Here is a 25319-nt window from a genome sequence, read left to right as displayed (position 1 = left end):
CACGGATTTTTTATAATTTTGCAGCAAAATATGGAAGAAACAATCATTACAAGCGTACAAAACGCAAAGATTAAGCACGTAGTAGCCCTGCAGCAGAAGTCGTCGCTCCGTCGTGAGGAGGGACTTTTTGTGGTTGAAGGCCAGCGCGAGATAGAGCACTGTAAAGCCTGCGGCTACGAGGTGGTTGAGGAGTACATCCGCGACAAGAACGTTTCGCCGCAGGTATATGAAAAGATGGCCTATCGCGGCAGTACCGAGGGCCACATTGCCGTGGTGAGATGCAAGGAGCACACACTGGAAAAGTTGCAGTTGAAGGAGAGCCCTTTGATTGTGGTGCTGGAGAGTGTGGAGAAGCCTGGCAACCTGGGGGCTATATTGCGTAGTGCCGAGGCGGCTGGTATTGATGCCCTCATCGTGTGCGACCCACTGACGGATATGTACAATCCCAACGTGATTCGTGCTAGTATCGGTGGTGTGTTCTGCGTGCCCACAGCCGTTTGTTCGTCGCAGGAGTGCATCGCCTTCCTCAAGGAGCACGGCATCAAGATTCTTACCGCCCAGTTGCAGGATTCGTACGAGTATTACGATTACGACATGACGCAGGGCACCGCCATTGTGATGGGCACCGAGAGCACGGGCCTTACCAACCAGTGGCGAGAGGCCGCCGATGCCCATATCCGCATACCCATGCTGGGCCGCCTAGACTCGCTGAACGTAAGCGTATCAGCCGCTATCCTGATGTACGAAGCAGTGCGCCAGCGTAATAGCAAATGAGAATTTAGCAACGGACAACAGGACTAACAAGACTGATTATCACAGGTAAAAAAAATCCTAAAGTCCTGTAGTCCGTTGCAAAAAAATAAATGTTTCGCTCGGCTTTGCCGCTTTTACAAAGGCGGAACGCCGACTAAAAGAATGTTTAATGTTTAATGTTTAACGTATGAAAGTTGGAATGATAGTAGCGATGGACAAGGAACTGAAGCAGCTCCGTCCATTATTCCCCGAAGATAAAGTGATTCTGCAAAAGAGTGGTATTGCCACTGTAAATGCCGCTATCCAGGCAGTAGAGATGATTCGCCAGTATAAGCCCGACGTGATTATCTCGAGTGGTTGCGCTGGTGGTAATGGCGACGACATCAACCTGCAGGATGTAGTGGTTAGTTCGGAGCTGACCTACCACGATGTGTATTGTGGCTATGCCATCGACGAGAACACCGTATATGGTCAGGTGCAGGGCTTGCCAGCCCGTTATCAGGCCGACCCTTACCTGCTTGAGAAAGCCCAGTTGGCAGGTGCCAAGCCCGGACTGATTGTGACTGGCGACTGGTTTGTGGATTCTAAGGAAAAGATGCGCGAGATAGTAAGTCACTTCCCCGAGGCCAAGGCTGTAGATATGGAGAGCTGTGCCATCGCGCAGGTATGCCACATCTATAAGGTGCCCTTTATCTCGTTCCGCGTCATCAGCGATATCCCCCTGCGCGACACCGATGCCTCGCAATACCACAACTTCTGGGATACCGTAGCCGAAAAGTCATTCCAAACCACCAAGACTTTCATCGAAAGCCTTTGAAAATGTAAAAATGAAAAAATTAGGAAATGTAAAAATTGAAAAATGGAAGTTATACAGAGTTTTACGATCGACCACACGCACCTGAAGCCAGGTATCTACGTATCGCGTGTGGATAAAGGTTTTACCACTTTTGATTTACGCATTACCGAACCCAATAAGGAGCCTGCTGTTGCCCCTGCTGCTATCCACAGTATCGAGCACCTGATGGCCACGTGGTTCCGTAACTCGCGCGCCAAGGAGGATGTGGTATATGTGGGTCCGATGGGATGCCTCACAGGTATGTACATCATTATGACGGGTGAATACACCGTTGAGGACATGCGCCAGTTGACGATGGAGTGCCTGGAGTGGATACTGACACAGGACGAGGTGCCTGCAACACGTCCCGAGGCTTGTGGCAACTATCTGCTGCACGATCTGCCCATGTGCAAATGGGAGTGCGCCCGCTATCTTGACCGTCTGAAGAACGATTTCCACTGCGAGTACACCAAACTGCAGATTACACTCGAAGATGGTAAGGTGTTTGCCGATGCCTAATCCTTCAGCAACATAAAAAATAATCCCCACCTCGATTGAGATGGGGATTTTCTTTTCTTGGTTGTAAGTACGAATATTACTTACGGAGACCCAGAGCCTTGATGATAGCACGATAACGATTGATATCGTTATTGTACAGGTACTTCAGCAACTTACGACGCTTACCTACCAGCATGGTGAGTGAACGTGCAGTGTTGTGGTCCTTGTGATTCTTCTTCAGGTGCTCTGTCAGGTGAGAGATACGGTAGCTGAAGAGTGCAATCTGAGCCTCTGCAGAACCAGTATCAGTAGTGCTCTTACCATACTGACCGAAGATCTCCTCTTTCTTTGCCTTGTCTAAATACATAATTTTAATGTGATTAAAAAATTGTTGCAATAACATTTTTCAAACGCGATTCCCGCCTAATCACCAGTGGGTTTACGTCGTCAAATGCTCCGGATTTTCCGAAATGCGGCTGCAAAATTACAACAATTTATCCATTCCTCCAAATTTTTTGGCACGGATTTCACGGATTAACACTGATTTTTGATATTTTTTTGTGATATTTATTAAAAAATCCGCGTAATCCGTGTAATCCGTGCCTATTTTTTTGTAACTTTGCACCCGAATTTAAGTATTTTCGTATGCAGGATATCAGAAACATTGCAATTATCGCTCATGTTGACCACGGAAAAACAACCCTTGTGGACAAGATGATGCTGGCTGGACACCTGTTCCGTGACGGACAGAATCTCAGCAATCAGGTACTGGATGCCAACGACTTGGAGCGCGAGCGTGGTATCACCATTCTTTCAAAAAACGTCAGTATCAATTGGAAAGGCGTTAAAATCAATATCATCGACACTCCAGGACACTCGGATTTCGGTGGCGAGGTTGAGCGCGTGCTCAACATGGCCGATGGCTGTCTGCTGTTGGTTGATGCTTTCGAAGGTCCTATGCCTCAGACACGTTTCGTGCTGCAGAAGGCACTCGAAATCGGTCTGAAGCCCATCGTTGTAGTTAACAAGGTAGATAAGCCTAACTGCCGCCCTGAGGAGGTTTACGAGATGGTATTCGATCTGATGTTCTCGCTCAATGCCACCGAGGAGCAGTTGGATTTCCCCGTGGTTTATGGTTCGGCTAAGAATGGCTGGATGAGCGAGGATTGGCAGAAGCCTACCGACAATATCACTTATCTGCTTGATAAAATCGTAGAGGTGATTCCCGCCCCAAAGAAGGAAGAAGGAACACCTCAGATGCTCATCACATCGCTCGACTATTCGAGCTATCAGGGTCGTATCGCCGTAGGTCGTGTACACCGTGGCACCCTGAAGGATGGCATGCAGGTTACCATTGCACACCGCGATGGCACCATGGAGAAGACTAAGATTAAGGAGCTGCACACCTTTGAGGGTATGGGACACGTACATACCGAGCAGGTAGAGTGTGGCGACATCTGCGCTGTAATCGGACTAGACAAGTTTGAGATTGGCGATAGCATCTGCGACCTGGAGAACCCAGAGCCACTGGCTCCTATCGCTATCGACGAGCCTACCATGTCGATGCTGTTTATGATTAACGACTCGCCTTTCTTTGGTAAGGAGGGTAAGTTTGTTACATCGCGCCATATTAACGACCGCTTGGAGAAGGAGCTGGAGAAGAACCTGGCCCTGCGTGTGACACCTTTCGAGGATAGCACCGATAAGTGGATTGTATCAGGACGTGGTGTGCTGCACCTCTCAGTGCTGGTTGAGACCATGCGCCGCGAGGGCTACGAGTTGCAGGTTGGTCAGCCTCAGGTAATCTACAAGGAGATCGACGGTGTAAAGCACGAGCCTGTTGAGGAGCTCACCATCAACGTGCCCGAGGAGTTCTCATCTAAGATGATTGATATGGTAACCCGTCGTAAGGGTGAGATGACATCGATGGAGAGTCAGGGCGAGCGTGTAAATATCGAGTTCGATATCCCATCACGTGGTATTATCGGACTGCGTACCAATGTGCTCACAGCCAGTCAGGGCGAGGCTATCATGGCCCACCGCTTTAAGGAGTATCAGCCATACAAGGGCGAGATTGAGCGCCGCGTAAATGGTTCGATGATCTCGATGGATACTGGTAACGCCTTTGCTTATGCCATCGATAAGCTGCAGGACCGTGGTAAGTTCTTCATCGATCCAGGTGAGGATGTTTACATGGGTCAGGTAGTTGGTGAGCATGTTCACGATAACGACCTGGTAGTAAACGTATGTAAGGCTAAGCAGCTTACTAACGTACGTGCATCGGGTACCGATGATAAGGCTCGCATTATTCCAAAGACCGTAATGAGTCTTGAGGAGTGCCTGGAGTACATCAAGAGCGATGAGCTGGTTGAGGTAACACCAAAGTCGATGCGTATGCGCAAAACGATTCTGGATCACGACCAGCGTAAGAAGGCTGCGAAACAGTGAGCGTAATGATGCTTGCATCGATTACCGAACGCAAGCAGGCTCGACCGTAGGTCAAGGCTAATAAAGTATAAGGTTTATATAGCACAAAAAAAAGCCTCGCCAATCGGCGAGGTTTTTTTATGCTTAGAAGTGGATGTTAACGTCTAATCCAACCTGGATAGGTGTTGCTCGCTGAGCAAAGTAGTGAGTTCCACCTACAGCACTCGATGCAACGGCAAACGTATTGTAGTGCGTGTTGGTGAGATTACGTCCCCAGAGTGATACCAGCACTGGACCGAAGTCGTAATCAGCATGAGCACCAGCTACAGCATAGAACTTCTGTGCGTAGGTGTTAGCCTCGTCCCACCAGATCTTACCCTGACCATTCATATTGGCACCAATGGTGAACTTGCCGATATGCCAGTCGACCATAGCGCTCAGAGTGTGCTGAGGAACGAATGGCACATAGTTGCCATCGTAATCACCAGCGAATGTATCCGTATTTGGAGATGTTGAACCACCTACGGTATGCTGGTACTCATCAAACTTAGCATTTGTGTATGCATAGGTTACAGCCCAGTCGAGAGCATTGTCGGCAGCCTTTCCGCGCAGAGTTGCCTCAAGTCCGCATGAGTGACTCTTACCAGCATTAACCATGATACGACCATAGTTGCTGTTTGGCTCCATGATCGACAACTGCTGGTTACGAATCTGCATGTAGTACAGAGCCAGATCGAAGTGAGTGCTACCACCAAACAGATTCAGGTGGGTACCAATCTCATAGTTCCAGCTCTCCTCTGGCTTATATGCGATAGTCTCGTTGATAGCATCATAGTCGGCAGCAGTGTGCTCCACATCGTAGTCACCACGCATAGCGTCCTGCTGATGCGCATTCAACTCAGTCTGCAGCACACCGCTAAACATCTGGAAGTTGTAACCACCAGCGCGATAGCCCTTTGATACCAATGCGTAGATATTGCCAATTGAATCGTCGAAGGTATAGGTAAGACCAATCTTTGGCAATAGCTGGGTGTAGCTCTTAGAGCGACTGTCCTGTACATGCGAAGTGAGGTGATAGGTAGCTGTGGCATTAGCAGTACCACCAGTCATGTTCATATAGGCCAGCGCATCGTACTCAATCTTCACCTTATCTATATTAAAGCGCAAACCAAGGGTAAGTTTCCAGTTGTCGCCCAACAGGATGTTACTCTCGTGGAAAGCAGCAAAGTTCCAAGTTGGAGTTTTGTACTCACCAGGTACAGCCATCTCGGCAGTCATGGTTACGCCCATCTTATCTACTGCAGCCTGAGCAGCAGCCCTAGCAGCCTCAGCACTCATTCCCTGCCCCATAAAGCGACCAATCATACCCTGAAGCATAGAGTTCTTCATGGCATTGGCAATCGCATTGCCGATAGGACCTGTGATGCCATCGCCAAAGAGCACGGGTGCATTGGTGTTAAGCCACTGGTACGAAGCGAACAAACCTGTAGCATGCTGCCAACGACTGGGGAATATCTGACGAATCAGACCCTTGTTGTTGCTACGCAGCACAAACTCCTGAGTGATGGCGTTCATCTTCTGAGCCTGACGAAGCTGCAGATAATCGCCTGTCATATAGTCCTGGTCCATCAGCATCAGGTCGTTCAGGTACTGATAGCTGGTGGTTGAGGTAAAGAGCAGGCTCTCTGTCTCGTAACCAATGTTCAAACCTGTGGTAAACATGTTACGCTTGTAACCGTTCATGATGGTGGTTGCAGGATCCTGAACTGTTTCATCTGCAGGCATAAATGTTGAGCTATATAGTGTTGGCAGATAAGCGAACGGATGGAACTCGCCATAACCAAAACCATTCTGGTTTACATACTGGTAATCAGCAGTCCAGTCGAACTTCAGTTGCTTGTTAGGCTGCCAAATCAGGCGCAGCTTACCACCAGCCTCGTTGGTCAGGTCGTTCTTCTGGTCGAAGTTCTGATTATTAATAAAACCTTTCAGTCCGCTGTAGAATCCAGCCACGCTGAATGCCAACTTCTCTGATGGACGATGGTAGTGAGCCACCTCTACATTACTATATAAGCCAGTGCCGATACCCAAACGGATATCAGTACCCTGATAATTCATAGGGTTCTTAGAATAGATACGTACCAGTCCACCCTCGGTATTCTGACCATAGAGCGAACCCTGAGGACCACGCAGCACATCTACACGATCCAACATATAGAAATGGTTGTTGAAAGCCGACTTCGACATCAGGGGGATGTTATCGTAATACACACCCACTGCAGGATTGTTGATACGCGAACCAATACCACGCACATACATCGACGAGGTGAGGCGCGAACCATACGATGGCATCACAAACGATGGCACATACTGCGAAAGCTGACTCAAATCGTGAACATGCAACTGCTGCAACTGCTCACTACCAAACACATTACTACTAACTGGCTGAAGGCGCAGGCGCACCTGCTCCTTGGGTTGCGATACCACCACAACCTCGTCAAGGTCGATAACCTTACTTGAATCGCTGAGCTCCTCAGTATCCAAGTTTCTAAGAGGAGTGGCCATTACCGAAAGCTGACCACCCAGTGCCAAAAGCACGAAAACAATCTTCTTATTCATCAATTTTACAACTTATGTTCTTAATTGCGCTGCAAAGGTACGCAATTTTTGCAACTTGAGCAATCCACATTTATATGGATTTTCAGAAGCACTACGACAAACAGACATACATCAATGCCATTTTGTCAGACAAAAAGCCTTAGGCATAAGCTTTGAACATTAAACATTAAAGATTAAACATTAAAACAGAAAGGAGCATATTATGACATTCGACAAGTTTACAATTAAAGCACAAGAGGCCATTCAGCAGGCGGTGAACGCGGCCCAGATGAATGGTCAGCAGGTGATAGAACCTGTACACATACTGAAAGGTGTGATAGAGAAGGCGAAGGATGTAACCACCTTCATCTTCCAGAAGTTGGGTGTAAATGCCCAGCAGATAGAGTTACTGGTAGATCAGGAGATACAGCATCTGCCCAAAGTACAGGGTGCTGGTCAGCCTTATCTCTCCAGTGATAGTAATAATGTACTCGTGCGCGCGCAAGAGGTAGCCCAGAAAGGTGGCGACGAGTTTGTATCGGTAGAACCTATCCTACTCGCCCTGCTGAAAGTTAATTCTACTGCCTCGCGCATCATGAAGGATGCCGGCTGTACCGAGAAGGATATGCAGGCGGCTATCCAGGAGCTGCGCCAGGGACAGAAGGTGCAATCGCAGAGTGCCGATGATAACTACCAGAGCTTGGAGAAATATGCCAAGAACCTGGTGGATTTGGCCCGCCAAGGCAAGCTGGACCCAGTGATTGGTCGCGACGATGAGATTCGTCGTGTACTGCAGATTCTGAGTCGCCGCACCAAGAACAACCCTATATTAATAGGTGAACCTGGTACAGGTAAAACAGCCATCGTTGAGGGACTGGCTGGTCGTATTGTGCGTGGCGATGTGCCCGAGAACCTGAAGGACAAGCAACTCTACTCGCTGGATATGGGTGCACTGGTAGCAGGTGCCAAGTACAAAGGTGAGTTTGAGGAGCGCCTGAAGAGTGTGATCAACGAGGTGACCAAGGCCGAGGGCCGCATCATCCTGTTTATCGACGAGATCCACACCTTGGTAGGTGCAGGTGGTGGCGAGGGCGCCATGGATGCAGCCAACATTCTGAAACCTGCCCTGGCACGTGGTGAACTGCGTGCCATAGGTGCCACCACGCTGAACGAGTATCAGAAATACTTTGAGAAGGATAAGGCCCTGGAGCGCCGATTCCAGACCGTGATGGTAGATGAGCCCGATGAACTGAGTGCTATCAGCATTCTGCGAGGCTTGAAGGAACGTTACGAGAACCACCACAAGGTACGTATCCAGGACGATGCCTGTATCGCTGCCGTGCAACTCTCAGAGCGCTATATCTCTGAAAGATTCCTCCCCGACAAGGCCATCGACCTGATGGACGAGGCCGCAGCAAAACTGCGCATGGAGCGCGACTCGGTACCTGAGGAGTTGGATGAGATTACCCGCCGACTGGCTCAGCTCGAAATCGAGCGTGAGGCTATCAAAAGAGAGGGCGACACCCAGAAGATAGCACAGTTGGATAAGGACATCGCCGAACTGAAGGAACAGGAAACCCAGTTCCGTGCCAAGTGGGAAGGCGAGCGCCAACTCATCAACAAAATCCAACAGGACAAGCAGGATATTGAGAACCTGAAGCTGGAGGCAGAACGTGCCGAGCGCGAGGGCGACTACGGCAAGGTAGCCGAGATACGCTACTCGAAACTGAAAGCACTTGAGGACGACATTGCACATATCCAGAGTCAGCTGGCCAATGCCCAAGGCGATAACTCTCTGGTTCGCGAAGAGGTTACCGCCGATGACATCGCCGAGGTAGTAAGCCGCTGGACAGGTATCCCCGTAACCAAGATGATGCAGAGCGAGCGCGAAAAGCTGTTGCACTTAGAGAATGAGTTGCACAAGCGTGTGATTGGTCAGGACGAAGCCATCATTGCCGTATCTGATGCTGTGCGCCGTAGTCGTGCTGGCTTGCAGGATCCCAAGCGTCCTATCGCCAGCTTCATCTTCCTTGGTACCACAGGTGTAGGTAAAACAGAGCTTGCCAAAACCCTGGCCGACTATCTGTTTAACGACGAGACCATGATGACGCGTATCGACATGAGCGAGTATCAGGAGAAATACAGCGTGAGCCGACTGATTGGTGCGCCTCCAGGATACGTAGGCTACGACGAGGGTGGACAACTGACCGAGGCCGTGCGCCGCAAGCCTTACTCGGTAGTGCTGTTCGATGAGATTGAGAAGGCCCATCCGGATGTGTTCAACATTCTGTTGCAGGTGCTGGACGATGGACGTTTGACGGACAACAAGGGACGTACCGCCAACTTCAAGAACACCATCATTATCATGACCTCGAACGCCACCCGTGAGCAACTCAGAGCCACTATGCGCCCAGAGTTCCTGAACCGTATTGATGAGATTATCACCTTTACACCTCTTACCAAGGAACAGATTGCCGACGTAGTGAAGTTGCAGATGAAGAAGGTTACCGATATGCTGGCACCTCAGGGCATCACCTTAGAGTGTACACCACAGGCCATCGACTATCTGGCCGAGCAGGGTTACGATCCCGACTATGGTGCTCGTCCTGTAAAGCGTGCCATCCAGCAGTTCGTGCTCAACGACCTGTCGAAGAAGATCCTGTCGGATGAGGTGGATCGCACCAAACCTATCATCATCGATGAATACGGCGAAGGACTGATTTTTAGAAACTAAAAAAAGGGTTGCTCGAGTTATCGGGCAACCTTTTTTCTATTATGTATATAAACTCCTTTATGGCGTGGTTCGCCTTGTAGCTGGCGCCCTTGCAGGTCGTACCAACGATTATCAGTATCCGTTACCTCGATAATCGGCTGGATACCCGATGTGCCCTTCATAAAGTCGAATGATACCGTACCATCATCAGCAATACGGATATTGGTAATAGCCTTCGACATCAGCAGGGCACCTTCAACATTCTTATTATGCACGGTAGATGCAGGTGTACTGCTATCATTCAGCACATCGTTTATCAACTGCGTTTCGGGATTGGTATAAGGATAAGTCGAGGTACTCAGGTACCTGTTACGCAACCAGTCGTCCATCGTATATTTTCCCAAATCCTTGCCATTATTCTTGGGATCCCAAGTCAGGTAATCCTTACCATCCGCATGGAACAAATCGTAACGGAAAAGGGTATCAGCGATATTTACTTCATTTAAATGCCACCTTTCCTGATCGTAATCTACATGAAAAATTGCTAAGCCATTGCCAGGAATACCATAATCCCACTTAGTTTGTCTTCGATTCTCCAGCAGATAGTACTCGTTTGTGCAGCCAGAGTTACGAATTAAATAGGTTGCCCCTCCCTCACTTACAGGCTTCATTTCTGTGATAGTAGTGGGTTCTGTCAGTTCGGTAGGTGTACCCCACCCCAAGAGCATTTTCTCCAAGATCGATAAGTTGGGTGGGCACCAACCCTTGTTGGTGTAGTTTCCCCCATCCATCAGGTCCCACTCATCCACCACCGAGAAATAGCTTGAACTACTCGTAGGGTAGATATCAGGCAACCCTAAGCAATGGGCAAACTCGTGGCAAATGGTACCAATACCACATAGTGTCCTGTCTCTCCACAGTTCACAAGTTATACAGGTATTCACCATTTCCTTTTTTCCTGGGGCATTAAAAGTAGTATAATCTGTGTTAGGCCAAATGTAACCCGAAGCCTGGTTTCCGCAAATACCAGCTGCCACAAACAGCATCTGTTCAACCACACCATCTCCATTCCAATCGTAAACAGAGAAGTCTTGAGTGGTCAAGGTATCCAATGCCGCCAAAGCCTCTTCCATAGCATTAAAGCCATAGTTATTATAAGAACCTTTTGCACTGATGCCGACCTTAATAGGGCCATAGATGTCAAACTGCAAGTTAAAAAGTCCACCTGACTGATCGCGAAAATAATCAGCCACTGAGCCTAAACCATAACCCTCGTTATAGCCATTCTCATTAAACAAACGCTGGTAATAGGCGGCAGGATCCTCCATCGAAAAATCGCAATCGGCAAAGGTTATCAGTACCACAGCCTGACGATACACTTTCTGCGGATCCCAATCTTGAACGGGAAAACTAAGCACCCCGCGGGTCTTAGCTTTATCAGTGGGGATATTTAGTACACAAGGCTTTCGCTCTTGTGCGCTGGTGGCAACCGCCACCAGCAACACAAATGCAAACAGTATTATTTTGCGCAAGGTGTCCATGGCTTCAGGGTCTTGAAGAAGTCATTACCCTTATCGTCAACCAGGATGAATGCGGGGAAGTCCTCAACCTCAATCTTCCATACAGCCTCCATACCCAGCTCTGGGTACTCTACGCACTCAATGCTCTTGATAGAGCTCTTAGAGAGAACTGCGGCTACACCACCGATGGTTCCGAGGTAGAAACCACCATGCTTCTTACAAGCCTCGGTAACAACATCAGAACGGTTACCCTTAGCAATCATCACGAGCGATGCACCATTAGCCTGGAACTCATCAACGTATGGATCCATACGGTTAGCGGTGGTTGGGCCCATCGAACCACAAGGATAGCCCTCTGGAGTCTTAGCAGGACCTGCATACAGTACAGGATACTTCTTAAAGTACTCAGGCATTCCCTCACCAGCATCCAGACGAGCCTTCAGCTTAGCATGAGCGATATCACGAGCCACAATGATGGTACCCTTCAGGTTTACACGGGTGCTTACAGGATACTTTGAGAGCTCAGCACGTACAGCATCGATACCCTCGTTCAGGTCGATCTCGATACCCTTGCCGCCCTCACCTGGCTTGCGCAGCTCCTCAGGAATCAGCTCTGTTGGGTTAGAGTCCATCTTCTCCAACCAGATACCATCGGCATTAATCTTAGCCTTGATATTGCGGTCAGCCGAACAAGATACACCCATACCGATAGGACAGCTGGCACCATGACGAGGCAGACGGATTACGCGGATATCGTGAGCCAGGTACTTACCACCAAACTGGGCACCCAGGCCAATCTTCTGAGCCTCCTTAATCAGCTTCTGCTCCAGGTCGATATCACGGAAAGCACGACCAGTCTCATCACCTGTTGTGGGCAGACCATCGTAGAACTTGATAGAAGCCAGCTTCACTGTCAACAGGTTCTTCTCGGCTGATGTACCACCGATTACGAATGCAATGTGGTATGGAGGACATGCAGCTGTACCCAGACTCTTCATCTTCTCAACCAGGAATGGGATAAGTGTACCCTCGTTCTGGATAGTAGCCTTGGTCATGGGATAGAAGTAGGTCTTGTTGGCAGAGCCACCACCCTTAGCAACCATCACAAACTTATACTCAGCACCCTCGGTAGCCTCGATATCAATCTGTGCAGGCAGGTTGCAACGAGTGTTCACCTCGTCGTACATGTTCAGAGGAGCATTCTGCGAGTAGCGCAGGTTGTCCTGAGTAAAGGTATTGAACACACCAAGGCTCAGAGCCTCTTCATCCTCGAAACCAGTCCATATCTGCTGTCCCTTCTCACCATGGATGATGGCAGTACCTGTATCCTGACAGAAAGGCAGGATACCCTTGCAAGCCACCTCAGCATTGCGCAGGAACTGCAGGGCTACATACTTATCATTCTCAGAGGCCTCGGGATCGGTCAGGATCTTAGCCACCTGTTCGTTATGTTCGCGACGCAGCATAAACTCCACATCGTGGAATGCCTGCTGGGCCAAGAGAGTGAGGGCTTCTTTGCTAACCTTCACGATCTGCTTTCCTTCAAACTCGGCGGTAGATACGCCTTCTTTCGACAACAGACGATATTCCGTCTTGTCCTCGCCCACCTGGAACATGGGCGCATACTTAAATTCAACTGTCTTAGCCATAATCGTATTTGTTTAATCAACGTTTAATGTTTAATCTTTCATGTTTAATATCCAAAAACTTCTTCGGTAGTCAGTCTCTTCACAGGACCGATCTTCTCGAGTGTCTTCATGTCGAGTTCCTTTTCATCGCCTAAGATGATATAGCGACATGGCTTGTTGGCCATCTGCTGCTTCTCAAAGTTCACGATATCCTGCAGGGTTACCTTATCCAGGTTCTTGTAGATAATCTCATCCAGACTGCAGTCGAGACCCAGGCGCAGAGCACTCAGATAGGCATTAAAGATACCAATCTTGGTAGTGCGGTTGCTGGCCATCTGCTTGGTAACAGCATCCTTGGCAATCTTAAAGGCTGCCTCGCTAGCAGGCATATTGTTCAGAATCTCGTTAAAGTGTGCAATACAATCGCTCATCTTATCATTCTGGGTGATGATATGAGTCATAAAGAACTCCTTACGATCCTTCCAGCTGGGCTGAGCATAGTAAGCGTAGGCATTGTAAGCCAGACCGCGAGCCTCGCGCATCTCCTGGAATACGATACCGTTCATACCGCCACCATAGTACTCGTTGAATACCTCCTGTACAGCAGCCTCATCAGGATTCCAGCTACGACCCTCATTGTGGTACATACGCATGTAGATGTTCTTGGCATCGTAAGGTGCAATCAGAACCTCGTTCTGGGTAGCAGGTGCATTCAGGTATGGCTTGTTCTCTGGGATAGCAGCCAACTTCTTGGCTGTGCGGTGAGCCTTAGCAATAGCAGCAACAGCCTCCTTCTCGCTCATCGGACCAAAGTAAACCACCTTATGGGTGTAATTGCTCAAGCCCTTCAGCAGATCAACAAATACCTGTGGATTGGTATCTTTCAACTCCTGCTCGCTTACCAGGTCGCGATAAGCATTACGCTCGCCAACGGTAGCATAGCTATACAGGTGTGAGAAATAGGCACCCTGACTCTTCTTGGTATCGTTACGACGCTTCAAAGTCAGATTCACCATCTGATCGTAAGCGGCCTTATCTACCTTGGCATTCTTAAACAGGTCCTCGAGCAGAGCCAGTGCTGCAGGCATATTCTCGTTCAAACCCGACAGGTTAACGGTGATATTCTCAGTACCTACATTCATCGACCAGTCGCAAGCCAGCTCGTAGAACTTCTGCTTCAGCTCAGCGGCACTCTGCTTGTCGGTACCAAGCAGCTTAATATAATCAGCCACTACATCGTAGCGCTTATCAGCACTCTGACCAAACTCGTAGAAGAATACCAGGTTGAACAAACCGTTATCGTTATTCTTCACGTAGTAGAAAGGCAGACTCTTACCCAGCTTAGCGATGGTCAGATCCTTCTTAAAGTCAACAAATCGTGGCTGGATGGGCTCTACCTCAGCATTCTGTACATCCTTCACAAACTGACTCATCATGTCGCGGTTGGTAGGGATGGCGGTGATGGCAGGCTTATCAATCTTCTTCTGCAGGCTGTCAACACCCTGTTTCTTGAATACGGTTACATATCCATCGGTAAAGAACTTGTTGGCAAAGTCAACCAGCTCCTGCTTGGTAATCTTCGAAATACGGTCGATACTCTCAACCTCCTGTTTCCAGTCAACCTCGTTGATAAAGGCATCCACGAACATATCTGCTCTACCCTCGTTGCTCTCCAGACGCTGATAGTAGCTACGCTTCTTGTTATTAATAATGCTGGGCAACAGGTTCTCGGGGAAGTCGCCCTTCTTCAGTTTGTCAATCTCGGCCAGCATCAAGCTACGAACCTCTTCCAGGCTCTGACCCTGCTTTGGGGTACCCATCAGGAAGAAAGCGCTATGGTCTCTCAACAGTTCGCAACCACCATTGGCGCTCTGCACCTTCATGGTCTGGTTCAAATCCAGGTCGAACAGTCCGGCACGACCGTTGCTCAGTACATCCTCCATCAGCTGCAAGGTATCAGCCTGCAGGGCATTGGCCTGCTTGGCACGCCAAGCCATCCATACACGCTCGGCCTCTGGACCTACGATGGTAGTATCCTTGGGCTGTGTAAGAGCTGGCAGTGGTGCAAAGGTTGGCTGCTTTACATCAGCACCTGGCTTCCAACTGCTGAAGTACTTATCAATGATAGCGATGGTCTTATCAGGATCAAAATCACCAGCCATACAGATTGCCACGTTATTGGGGCGATACCACTTGTTGAAGTAGTTCTTGATATTGGTGATTGATGGGTTCTTCAGGTGCTCCTGGGTACCGATGGTGGTCTGTGTGCCATAAGGATGGTTAGGCCACAACAACTTGCTCAGGGTAGCGAACAGCTTACGACTGTCGCTGGTCAGTCCGATGTTATACTCCTCGTACACAGCCTCCAGCTCAGTGTGGAAACCACGAATCACCATATTCTGGAAACGATCGGCCTGGATCTTTGCCCAGTTATCAATCTCGTTCGATGGGATATTCTCGGTATAGCAAGTTACATCGTTCGAAGTGTAGGCGTTGGTACCCTCAGCACCAATAGCAGCCATCAGCTTGTCGTACTCGTTAGGAATAAAGTACTTGGCAGCAACCTGACTCACTGAGTCGATCTCGTGATATGCCTTTTTACGAGCCTCAGGATCGGTAAGCTTACGATAAGCCTCGTAGCGCTGCTCAATCTCAGCCAGCAATGGGGCCTCAGCCTCTGGGTTACTTGTACCAAACTGCTTGGTGCCCTTAAACATCAGGTGCTCCAGATAGTGAGCCAATCCTGTGGTTTCGGCAGGGTCGTTCTTTGAGCCTGTACGTACGGCTATATAAGTCTGGATACGTGGTTTCTCTGTGTTCACACTCAGGAACACCTTCAGGCCGTTATCCAATGTGTACATACGGGTTTGCATCTTGTCGCCGGGAACGGTGACGTACTTGAAATCCTTAGCCTGGACACTCATTCCAAGTGCCATGGCTGCGATAGTCAGTAAAAATTTAGTTTTCATTAATAATAAAATATTGATAATAATAATTATTTCAGCCGCAAAGGTAGGTATTATTTGCGACATTTGCAAATAAAAAGGAGCATTTCTTAATAAAAAAATGCTCCTTGATATTATTTAATAATCATTCCGCCATTCGGCTGAATAACGACTTTTATCTTTCCCTTCTTGTCTTTCTTCAAGGCTGTCTGTACTGGCTGCATCTGCTTATCGTCAACAAGCAGTTTAGTCAGGTCACCAAACGCCTTCAAATCAAGAGTCAGTGCGAGTGGTTCTTTCTGGGCATTCAAACCAGCGATGTACCACTTGCCATTAGTGGCTTTACGTGCCATCACCACATACTTGCCGGGATAGCCATCAATAAAGCGTGTCTCCTCCCAAGTGGTGGGCAACTCGCGTAAAAAGTCCATCTCAAACTGTGGTAATTCCTGCAGATTGTTAGGCTGCATGGCTACACACTGTACCGAGGTCTGCATAGTGATCCCCGAAGCCAGTTCGAAGATATCGGTAGTCTTGCGTGAGTGGCGACTCTTGTTATCTGTCGACATAAACTTGTTCATGATAATACCGCCCCAGTCCATTGAGGCTGTAGCATTACGGCAGAAGGGATGCAACGTCAGGTCGAAGCCCTCGCTGATGGTAGCGCCCTCGCCAAAGAACAGGTTCTCCGAAGCCAACACAGCCTCCGAAGCCACAAAGTTAGGATACATGCGCTCCCAGCCACGAGGCACGGTGCAACCATGGAACACCACCTGCAAACCATGACGATTGGCATCGCTCAGGATATCCTCATACAGCTGCATGGTCTGCTGCTTGTCGCCACCAAAGAAATCTACCTTGATACCCTTCACACCAATGCTCTCCAACCAGCTCATCTCCTTTTCACGGGCAACGGCGGTGTTCATGCAGTTGCGTGGGGTTTGTGGGGCATCGTTCCAGAAACCATTACTGTTATACCACATCAGCAGGTGTACACCCTTGCTCTGGGCATATTTCGAGAGTTCGGCAATACGCTCACGACCGATATTCTGGTCCCACCAGTTATCCACCAGACAGTACTCAAAGCCCATGGCCGAAGCCAGATCGATAAAGCGTACCTGATCGTCGTAGTTAATCGAGTTGTCCTGACCAATCAGCCAGCTCCAGGTATAGCGTCCAGCCTTGTAATCAGTCGAAGCCTGATAACGGGTCTCTACCACATCGTAGCTGATAGTTGTCTCCAGGATTGGCTTCAAGGTGCTGCCCAAGGTAATGGTGCGCCATGGTGTTTCGCCTGGCAGGGGAATAGCGGCAAAGTCGGTACCAAAACCATTGTTCTCGCCCTTATCGGGATATGCCACGGTATAGCCGCTACCTGCCAGATAATCACTCAGATGACTACCACAATAGCCACTAGTAACACCAGTCTCGCTCACCAGTGCCCAACCAGTAGGCAGATGGAACAGCGCAGGGAAGATGTAGCCATGACCATACTGCGAGGCCTTATCCATGGGTGCATCGTTAGAGTAGCCCTCCTCATACGAAGGTTTGGTCTGCTCCCAACCAGTTTCCGGGCCAATCTGTGGTGAGATAAAGGTGGTGGTACCCTCAGGGAAGTTAAAGCCACTCACCTCTGAGAGAATACGCACACGCTTGTACTCACGGCGACGGATAGTCTGTCGTGGCATCTGGTAGCGGTAGGCGATATCATTGTCAGATACCTGAAACAGGATGCTGAACTTTACACCATCCTTGTTCTGAAGATTGATGGTCAAGGCATTGGCCTTGTAATCCACCTTCGAGGCCTTAGTGCCACGCATCGAGTAGCTATTAGCTACAGTTGACAATTGAGAATTTACAATTGACAATTCCTTAGTCAGGTCGCCCAGACTGGTTTGCAAACCCAAGGCCGATGGTGCCAACATCTGCTTACCATCAAGGGTAGCCGTATAACTCAGTTTTCCTTCTGCATCACTCACTGTCACCACCAAACTCCCGTTAGGTGATGAAACACGAACGTCATCAGCCCAACAAAGGACTGATGACGCCAGCATTATTGATAAAAATATTTTCTTCAAAATATTAAATGTTTAATGTTTAATATTACAAAAGCTGGTCGCTTTCGATATCCTTAAAGTACTTATAGGTGCTAACCTTCAGCTCATCAGCAGCCTCCTCATCACTTACGATGATTCCGTGCTCATGCATCTGCAGAGCCGAGATTGTCCACATGTGGTTCACAGCACCCTCAACAGCAGCCTGCATAGCGCGAGCCTTACCATGACCATTTACCAGAATCATGACCTCGCGAGCATCCATCACGGTACCAACACCTACGGTCAGAGCGTGGGCAGGTACATTCTCGGGCTTACCACCAAAGAAACGACTGTTAGCAATACGAGTGTCGGTAGTCAGAGTCTTCATACGAGTACGGCTGCGCAGTGATGAACCTGGCTCGTTAAAGGCAATATGACCATCAGGACCGATACCACCGATAAACAGGTCGATACCACCAGCCTGCTTAATCATCTCCTCGTAGTGCTTGCACTCAGCCTGCAAATCAGGGGCATTACCATTCAGAATATGGATATTCTCCTTGGGACAGTCGATATGATCAAACAGGTTGCGGGCCATAAAAGCATGATAGCTCTCAGGATGAGCCTCGGGCAAACCAACATACTCGTCCATGTTAAAGGTAATCACATTCTTAAACGACACCTTACCTGCACGGTTAGCCTCAACCAGTGCATTATACATTCCTACTGGCGATGAACCGGTTGGCAATCCCAGTACAAACTTGTGATCGGGAGTTGGGTTGAACTCGTTGATACGCTTAATAACGTGGTTTGCGGCCCACTGTGACATTTTCTGATAGTCACTCTGAATAATAACTCTCATACGCTATTTGATTTTAGTTTATTTCTATTTCCGTGCAAAAATACAACGAAATATTCTTTTTAGGCACGGATTAACACGGATTAACACGGATTTTTTTCTGTCGCGAAGATTTTTCTATAATTTTGTGCCGAAAAATAATTGTAAAATAGAAAAATAGTAAATAGTCCATTGAAAGAGTTTGTAATATCAGAAGCAAAAGCAGAGACTGCCGTACTGGTGGGACTCATTACCAAGGAACAGAACGAGGCTAAGACCAAGGAATATCTCGACGAACTCGAGTTCCTGGCAGATACTGCCGGTGCAGTTACCGTGAAGCGTTTCACCCAGAAAGTGGGTGGACCCAGTCAGACCACCTATGTAGGTAGCGGTAAACTGCTCGAAATCAAAGAATATATCAAGCAATGCCAGGATGCCTACGATGAGTGGCTGGATGAGCAGGATGCCTCGCTGTTTGCCGAGGGTTTGCTCGACGAGTCGAATGCCCCACAGCCTGTAGGTATGGTCATCTTTGATGATGAGCTGAGTGCCAAGCAGATGCGTAATATCGAAAAGGAACTGCAGGTTAAGATTCTGGATCGCACCTCGCTTATTCTCGACATCTTTGCTATGCGCGCCCAGACCGCCGAGGCCAAGGCACAGGTTGAGCTGGCTCAGCATCGCTATATGCTGCCCCGCCTGCAGCGACTCTGGACCCACTTGGAGCGCCAGGGTGGTGGCTCAGGTTCAGGTGGCGGAAAAGGTTCGGTAGGACTGCGTGGACCTGGTGAAACCCAGCTGGAGATGGACCGTCGTATCATTCTGCAGCGCATCACCCTGTTGAAACAGCGCCTGGCCGAGATCGACAAACAGAAAACCACTCAGCGTAAGAACCGTGGTCGCCTGATTCGTGTGGCCCTCGTAGGTTATACCAACGTGGGTAAGAGCACCATGATGAACCTGCTGGCCAAGAGCGAGGTGTTTGCCGAGAACAAACTCTTTGCCACACTCGATACCACCGTACGTAAGATGACCATCGATAACCTGCCTTTCCTGTTGGCCGATACCGTTGGATTCATCCGCAAGTTGCCCAGCGACCTGGTTGAATCGTTCAAGAGCACCCTCGACGAGGTGCGCGAGGCCGACCTGCTGGTACACGTGGTAGATATCTCCCACCCCGACTTCGAGGATCAGATCCGTGTGGTTGAGGAGACCTTAAAGGAGTTAGGCTGTGCCGATAAACCCGCCATGCTGGTATTCAACAAGATTGATGCCTACACCTGGGTGGAAAAAGAGGAGGACGACCTGACACCTGCCACCAAGGAGAACATGACACTCGAAGATTTGGAAAAGACCTGGATGGCTCGCACAGGCGAGAACCAGCACTACCTGGAGTGCCTGTTCATCTCGGCCAAACAAAAGGATAATATTGATGCACTGCGCGACATTCTGTATAAACGAGTACGTGAGCTGCATGTGCAGAAATACCCCTATAACGACTTTTTATATCAAGATTATGAGTAATTACAGACAACTAACCCAGAACGAAATCGACGTTTTGGAGAACAACGTGTGCTGGGCTGAGGACTGGCAACGTGTTTTAGTCGACGAGAACTTTAAACCGTACAATTTCCATCGTGTGATGTTCTATGGCGACATCCGCTTAGGCGCATTCAACAAGATGGTCGAGGTAAGCAAGGGCTTTACCAAGCACTCTGGTATCAACGATGCCACCCTGCGCAACGTCACGGTAGGTAACGACTGCCTTATCGAGAAGATTGGCAACTACATCAATAACTACACCATCGGTAACGACTGTTACATATCTAATATATGTACGCTTGAGACCACCGATGATGCCACTTATGGTGAAGGTTCTGTTATCTCGGTACTCAACGAGATGGGCGATGGCAATGTCACCATCTTCCGCGAGTTGAACTCACAGCTGGCATCGTTCATGGTGAAGCATAACAACGACAAGAACCTGAAGCAAACCCTCCAGCAGATGATCGAGGACGAGCTGCGTGTTTCGCGCCCCGACCGCGGCTATATCGGTAACAACGTAAAGATTATCAATGCCAAGGATATCACCAACACCATCATCAAAGGCGACTGCGAGATTAGTGGCGCAGCACGCCTTTCAGAGTGTACGGTGATGAGCTCAATGGATGCCCCTGTGTTTATCGGCACAGGTGTTATCTGCGAAAATTCGATTATCTGTGATGGTTGCTCAATCAACAACTCAGTAAAAATGCAGGATTGCTTCGTAGGCGAGGCCTGTCAGATTACCAATGGCTTTACCGCCGAGGCATCGCTTTTCTTTGCCAACTCGTTCATGGCCAATGGCGAGGCTTGTGCTGCTTTCTGCGGCCCATTCTCAGCCTCTCACCATAAGAGTTCGCTGCTGATTGGTGGCGAGTTCTCGTTCTATAACGCTGGCTCTAACACCAACTTCTCAAACCACGCTTATAAGATGGGCCCCATGCACTATGGTACGCTGGAGCGCGGCACCAAGACCGCCTCGGGTGCTTACGTGCTGATGCCTGCCACTATCGGTGCTTTCTCGGTGTGCTTTGGTAAGCTGATGCACCACCCCGACACCCGCAATCTGCCATTCAGCTACCTGTTGGCTTATGGCGACGATTGCTATCTGGTACCAGGTCGTAACATCACCACCGTGGGATTGTATCGTGATATCAAGAAATGGCCCAAACGTGATAAGCGTTCTAAGCAGTCGCGTAAGAGTATCATCAACTTCGACTGGCTCTCACCTTTCACCGTAGGTGAGATTATGCAGGGTATCCAGATTCTGAAGGACCTGCGCCATGCATCGGGTGATAACGTCACTACCTATAACTTCCACGAGTATGTCATCAATGCCACCTCGTTGCGTAAGGGATTAAAGTACTACGATATCGCCCTGCGCATCTATATGGGAGCCGTACTGAAGCGTGCCCAGAAGGAGGGTTATATTGGCAAGCCCGTGAGCACCACAGGCCAGGGCCGCTGGATTGACATGAGCGGACTGCTGCTGCCCGAGAGCGAGGAGCAGCGCTTGGTTGAGGACATCAAAAATGGCAACATCGACAATATCCACGATGTACTCGACCGCTTTGTTGAGATCAACAACAACTACAGCGATTACCGCTGGGCATGGAGTTATCAGATGATTCTGGACTACTACCAGCTCGAAGAACTCGACGAGGCCGCCTGTGAGCGCATTCGTGAGGACTACGTCAGAGCCCGCCGCGCCTGGATTGCCGAGATCCGCAAGGATGCCGAAAAAGAATTCCAGATGGGCGACGTCGAACAGGACGTTTACGAAGACTTCCTCTCCAAACTCGACCACGAGATTGACTACGAGAACTAACAATAATCCCCAGCCGCTCGGCTGGGGATTTATTATTTCTTTTGCTTTTCTTTCTTCGCTATAAAGTGATCGATAATCAGATGAAGCATTACACCTAACAAGATATCAACCACCAGAATCAGCGTTTTATCCACCTCTAACTTCACTGTAATTACGGTAAAGGCAATCAAGAAAACGGTTACAACTAAAAGCGTAACCATTGTCCAGAATGGCTTCATACCTGTTCGCATCAGCTTATGGTGGATATGATTCTTATCAGGCGTAAACGGATTTCTACCCTCACGCACTCTAGCCATCATCACACGCGGAATATCCATCAACGGGATAATCATAGTCGAGAAGCCCATCAGCAACATACCTCTAGGGAATCCCATCTTATCCAGACTGGCCATATATACCAATAGGAAACTCAGCAGATAGCCCAACGTTAAGCTACCCGTATCACCCATAAATATCTTCTTGCCTTTTTCGGCATTGCCAAACACATTATAGAACCAGAAAGGTAGCAGCACGCCCAGCATACTAAACGAAATCATGCAGAACAGATATTGCGTTTTAATGGCAGCAGCCATACCCAAAGTAAAGAGCGAAATAGAGCATAAACCCGATGCCAGTCCATCCACGCCATCTATCAGGTTAATGGCATTGGTAATATAAACCACCAGGAATACGGTAAGCGGCATACCTATCCAAGCAGGTATCTCGTGCAGCCAGAACAAGCCCGACAAATCATGTATCCACAAGCCCGATAAGGGGAACAGCAAAGCGCATAATATCTGCACCACAAACTTATCCTTATACGAAACACCTATCAAATCATCAGCCACACCCGTCAGGTAAAGCACCATCATACCCACAGCCAACATGATAAAGCGCGCTATCAGAATATACACTTGCGTAAAGCCACCATACAGATGCATTAGCATCCAGATACCAATCGACAAGCAGAAACTCATCAGCAGTACCGGGAAGAAGGTAATACCACCCAAGCGAGGTATGGGCTGTTTATGCACCTTTCGGGCATCAGGAATATCATACAGCTTCTTCTTTCGGCTAATCAGCAGCACTCTGGGCACGAACAACCAGCCCAGCAAAGCCGACAGCACGAAAGGCACAGCCGTAGCATACGTCAGCTTCAGGGCATCCACATCAGCCCCGGCCTTAATTAATATATCGAATATATAATTCAGCATTTGTCCCTCCCCGCACGATTTTTATAATACATAATCACAACCTGCATCAGGAACCAGGCCGAAACATCAATCACTAACAGCAACGACAGATTCCATCCATTCCAAACGCCCCACATATTCAGGCAGATGAACTCGAATGTAATCAATAGTACCACCACCAATACCTGTCTAGGCTTCAAGCCTGCTAGCATCAGTCGGTGATGTATATGATTTTTATCGCCACTCTTAAACACATTTCTTCCGTTTACCAGTCGGGTGATACCCACACGCATCACGTCAAACATTGGTATCAGCAGTGTACCAAAGCAGGCCATTCCAATCCCAACTGGCAATTCCTTACCACTCATATGGCTCACGGCAATCACCACGAATGCCATCAGATAGCCAATCGTCAATCCGCCAGTGTCACCAAAGAAGAGTTTACGCCACCCTACTCGCCATCCCATCACATTGCGGAACAGGAATGGTACTAACAAACCTACCATGGCTACGCATACCATCAACAGCAGATACTGATTGGCTATCGCGCATAATACGGCCATCACGCCAAAAACAATCATAACCATTCCCGATGCCAGGCCATCAATATCATCCAGCATCGATACGGTGTTCGATACATACAACACAGCTATCACTGTTAGCGGGATACTAATCCACGACGACAACTCGTACAAGCCTAACAAACCGTCCAGATGATCGATACGCAAACCCGACAGAGGTATTAATAACGCAGCCAACAGCTCGATGGCGAGTTTCGACTTGAGCGATACACCTACCAGATCGTCCATCACACCAACCATATACATAGCTGTCAGCCCAGTCATCATCAACATAAACTGCACAAAATAGGTGCTATTCTCTGCATTTGTCGAGAACTGGTCGTTCAGGAAGAAGGTGCATGCCAAGGGCAGTCCAACACTAACAACAAGAATAGGGAAAAGCGAAACGCCCCCGAATCTGGGAACCCTTCGTCTGATTTTTCCGTCACGCACTACTGTCTCCTCTCCCATCAGTTCTTTTTTCACACTTACCATAATAATACGTGGGATAATAAAAAGTGCCAGAGAGGTAGCCAACAATAGCGGTATAATGATTGAGTAATATAACATTTAGTAAATTCCACTGCTAATATCCGCCGCAAAGGTAATACTAAATTTTTAAATATACAAATTATAACGCAACATTCTTCTTGTCAAACGACAAAAAAAACATGAAAACGCCCCTAAGGAGCGTTGTTCTTCTTAGGGGCGTGTGTTAACCGTTAGGTTTCAGCACTTGGGCTGGAGATTGGCGTACTCGCAGCTGGGCCGGTAGCAGGGGCAGTCCTTGGCTACATGGGGTAGTTCGCAATGGCCTACGATGCGGGCTTGGGGATATTCTCCTGTCAGTTCCTTCAATAGTTCATAGAGCGCATGTTTCTGAGCTTCGGTGCGGGTATCATAAGCCTGGCCTTTTTCGTTCAATCCGCCCTCGTACACAATGCCGAGCGAGCAGTAGTTGTAATGCCTGGCATGTACCCCCTGCACGGTTTCTGGTAGCAGCGGTATTACCTCACCATCCCTGCGCACATAATAATGGTAGGAACACTGACCATATTTGGCTTCGCCGCAGGCAATCAGGTTCTCAACACTGAATGGACGGTTACACTTGGTAGCCGTGCAATGCACTACAAGCAGTAGCACTTTCTTAAGAGGCTTCAACTGTTTATTCATAACTTACGGGTTTAATTAGAACAAACTGGGGCCGCAGCTCTGAACTGCCAGTGTACCAGCTACAGTAGTGATGATGGTTGCAGCAATCTTGATAATTTGCTTAATTGTTGACCACTTGATTTTCATTTTTAATACGATTTTTAATGGATAAAGTTTATGGATGAAAAAGGAAGAAGCAGATGCGCAGGCTGCGTTCATACCAATTGAAAATTGAGAATTCTTTTAGCCGCTTTGCTTTGTAAAAGCGAACAAG

The 25319-nt window shown here is 48.6% G+C and carries 17 protein-coding genes; 7 read left to right on the top strand and 10 right to left on the bottom strand.

The genetic code is table 11. The features are described from left to right. The first annotated feature begins 30 nt into the window (after positions 1 to 30). The 3 genes from PRU_RS00630 to PRU_RS00620 all read left to right on the top strand — a co-directional run bounded on the left by PRU_RS00630 (position 31) and on the right by PRU_RS00620 (position 2107). Positions 31 to 774 (top strand): TrmH family RNA methyltransferase, encoded by a 744-nt coding sequence (locus tag PRU_RS00630; protein WP_013064064.1) that lies wholly within the window; start codon positions 31 to 33, stop codon positions 772 to 774. Positions 775 to 940: 166 nt separating this feature from the next. Then, positions 941 to 1570 (top strand): 5'-methylthioadenosine/S-adenosylhomocysteine nucleosidase, encoded by a 630-nt coding sequence (gene mtnN / locus PRU_RS00625; protein ID WP_013064410.1) that lies wholly within the window; start codon positions 941 to 943, stop codon positions 1568 to 1570. Between the two features lie 42 nt (positions 1571 to 1612). After that, positions 1613 to 2107 (top strand): S-ribosylhomocysteine lyase, encoded by a 495-nt coding sequence (locus tag PRU_RS00620; RefSeq protein ID WP_013065540.1) that lies wholly within the window; start codon positions 1613 to 1615, stop codon positions 2105 to 2107. A gap of 76 nt (positions 2108 to 2183) precedes the next feature. Here the strand turns inward: PRU_RS00620 and rpsO are convergent, their stop codons facing one another. After that, positions 2184 to 2453, bottom strand: coding sequence for a 30S ribosomal protein S15 (gene rpsO / locus PRU_RS00615; protein ID WP_013063513.1), 270 nt, complete (start codon positions 2451 to 2453; stop codon positions 2184 to 2186). 278 nt (positions 2454 to 2731) lie between these two features. On the opposite strand from rpsO, the gene typA reads away from it, so the two are divergent. Further along, positions 2732 to 4534: a translational GTPase TypA gene (gene typA / locus PRU_RS00610; RefSeq protein WP_013063277.1), complete on the top strand. Its 1803-nt coding sequence runs from the start codon at positions 2732 to 2734 to the stop codon at positions 4532 to 4534. A 123-nt stretch (positions 4535 to 4657) separates the two neighbouring features. Here typA and PRU_RS00605 read toward each other — a convergent pair whose 3' ends face one another. Beyond that, positions 4658 to 7132, bottom strand: coding sequence for a TonB-dependent receptor (locus PRU_RS00605; RefSeq protein WP_228376356.1), 2475 nt, complete (start codon positions 7130 to 7132; stop codon positions 4658 to 4660). 202 nt (positions 7133 to 7334) lie between these two features. Between PRU_RS00605 and clpB the strand changes: the two genes are divergently transcribed. Then, the gene (gene clpB / locus PRU_RS00600) at positions 7335 to 9845 is read left to right on the top strand and encodes an ATP-dependent chaperone ClpB (protein WP_013064463.1); all 2511 of its coding nucleotides are present in this window, start codon (positions 7335 to 7337) and stop codon (positions 9843 to 9845) included. A gap of 17 nt (positions 9846 to 9862) precedes the next feature. Here the strand turns inward: clpB and PRU_RS00595 are convergent, their stop codons facing one another. The 5 genes from PRU_RS00595 to nagB form a co-directional block, all read right to left on the bottom strand. Continuing rightward, positions 9863 to 11356 (bottom strand): M6 family metalloprotease domain-containing protein, encoded by a 1494-nt coding sequence (locus tag PRU_RS00595; protein ID WP_177168186.1) that lies wholly within the window; start codon positions 11354 to 11356, stop codon positions 9863 to 9865. Next, positions 11344 to 12993 (bottom strand): fumarate hydratase, encoded by a 1650-nt coding sequence (locus tag PRU_RS00590; RefSeq protein ID WP_013065116.1) that lies wholly within the window; start codon positions 12991 to 12993, stop codon positions 11344 to 11346. Before PRU_RS00590 ends, PRU_RS00595 begins: the two co-directional genes overlap by 13 nt. Positions 12994 to 13037: 44 nt before the next feature. Then, the gene (locus PRU_RS00585; RefSeq protein WP_041385484.1) at positions 13038 to 15941 is read right to left on the bottom strand and encodes a M16 family metallopeptidase; all 2904 of its coding nucleotides are present in this window, start codon (positions 15939 to 15941) and stop codon (positions 13038 to 13040) included. A gap of 110 nt (positions 15942 to 16051) precedes the next feature. Further along, positions 16052 to 17971, bottom strand: coding sequence for a glycoside hydrolase family 97 protein (locus tag PRU_RS00580; RefSeq protein WP_013064376.1), 1920 nt, complete (start codon positions 17969 to 17971; stop codon positions 16052 to 16054). 49 nt (positions 17972 to 18020) lie between these two features. Then, entirely contained in the window at positions 18021 to 18815 is a 795-nt protein-coding gene (gene nagB, locus PRU_RS00575) for a glucosamine-6-phosphate deaminase (RefSeq protein ID WP_013065079.1), read from the bottom strand. A gap of 168 nt (positions 18816 to 18983) precedes the next feature. Here nagB and hflX point away from each other — a divergent pair, with 168 nt between their 5' ends. Beyond that, positions 18984 to 20315, top strand: coding sequence for a GTPase HflX (hflX, locus tag PRU_RS00570; RefSeq protein ID WP_013063118.1), 1332 nt, complete (start codon positions 18984 to 18986; stop codon positions 20313 to 20315). Beyond that, the gene (locus tag PRU_RS00565; RefSeq protein ID WP_013063857.1) at positions 20308 to 22161 is read left to right on the top strand and encodes a DUF4954 family protein; all 1854 of its coding nucleotides are present in this window, start codon (positions 20308 to 20310) and stop codon (positions 22159 to 22161) included. Before hflX ends, PRU_RS00565 begins: the two co-directional genes overlap by 8 nt. Positions 22162 to 22193: 32 nt before the next feature. Here the strand turns inward: PRU_RS00565 and PRU_RS00560 are convergent, their stop codons facing one another. The 3 genes from PRU_RS00560 to PRU_RS00550 form a co-directional block, all read right to left on the bottom strand. Further along, entirely contained in the window at positions 22194 to 23354 is a 1161-nt protein-coding gene (locus tag PRU_RS00560) for an MraY family glycosyltransferase (RefSeq protein WP_013064767.1), read from the bottom strand. Further along, positions 23348 to 24379, bottom strand: coding sequence for an MraY family glycosyltransferase (locus tag PRU_RS00555; RefSeq protein ID WP_177168185.1), 1032 nt, complete (start codon positions 24377 to 24379; stop codon positions 23348 to 23350). Before PRU_RS00555 ends, PRU_RS00560 begins: the two co-directional genes overlap by 7 nt. A gap of 243 nt (positions 24380 to 24622) precedes the next feature. Further along, a complete protein-coding gene (locus tag PRU_RS00550; protein WP_013064725.1) occupies positions 24623 to 25066 on the bottom strand; it encodes an N-acetylmuramoyl-L-alanine amidase in 444 nt (147 codons plus the stop codon). Positions 25067 to 25319: the final 253 nt, after the last annotated feature.

The organism is Xylanibacter ruminicola 23, from assembly GCF_000025925.1.
Taxonomy (GTDB): Bacteria; Bacteroidota; Bacteroidia; order Bacteroidales; family Bacteroidaceae; genus Prevotella; species Prevotella ruminicola.
Note: the sequence above shows the minus strand (reverse complement) of the source record. Positions and strands in the feature narration are given on the sequence as shown.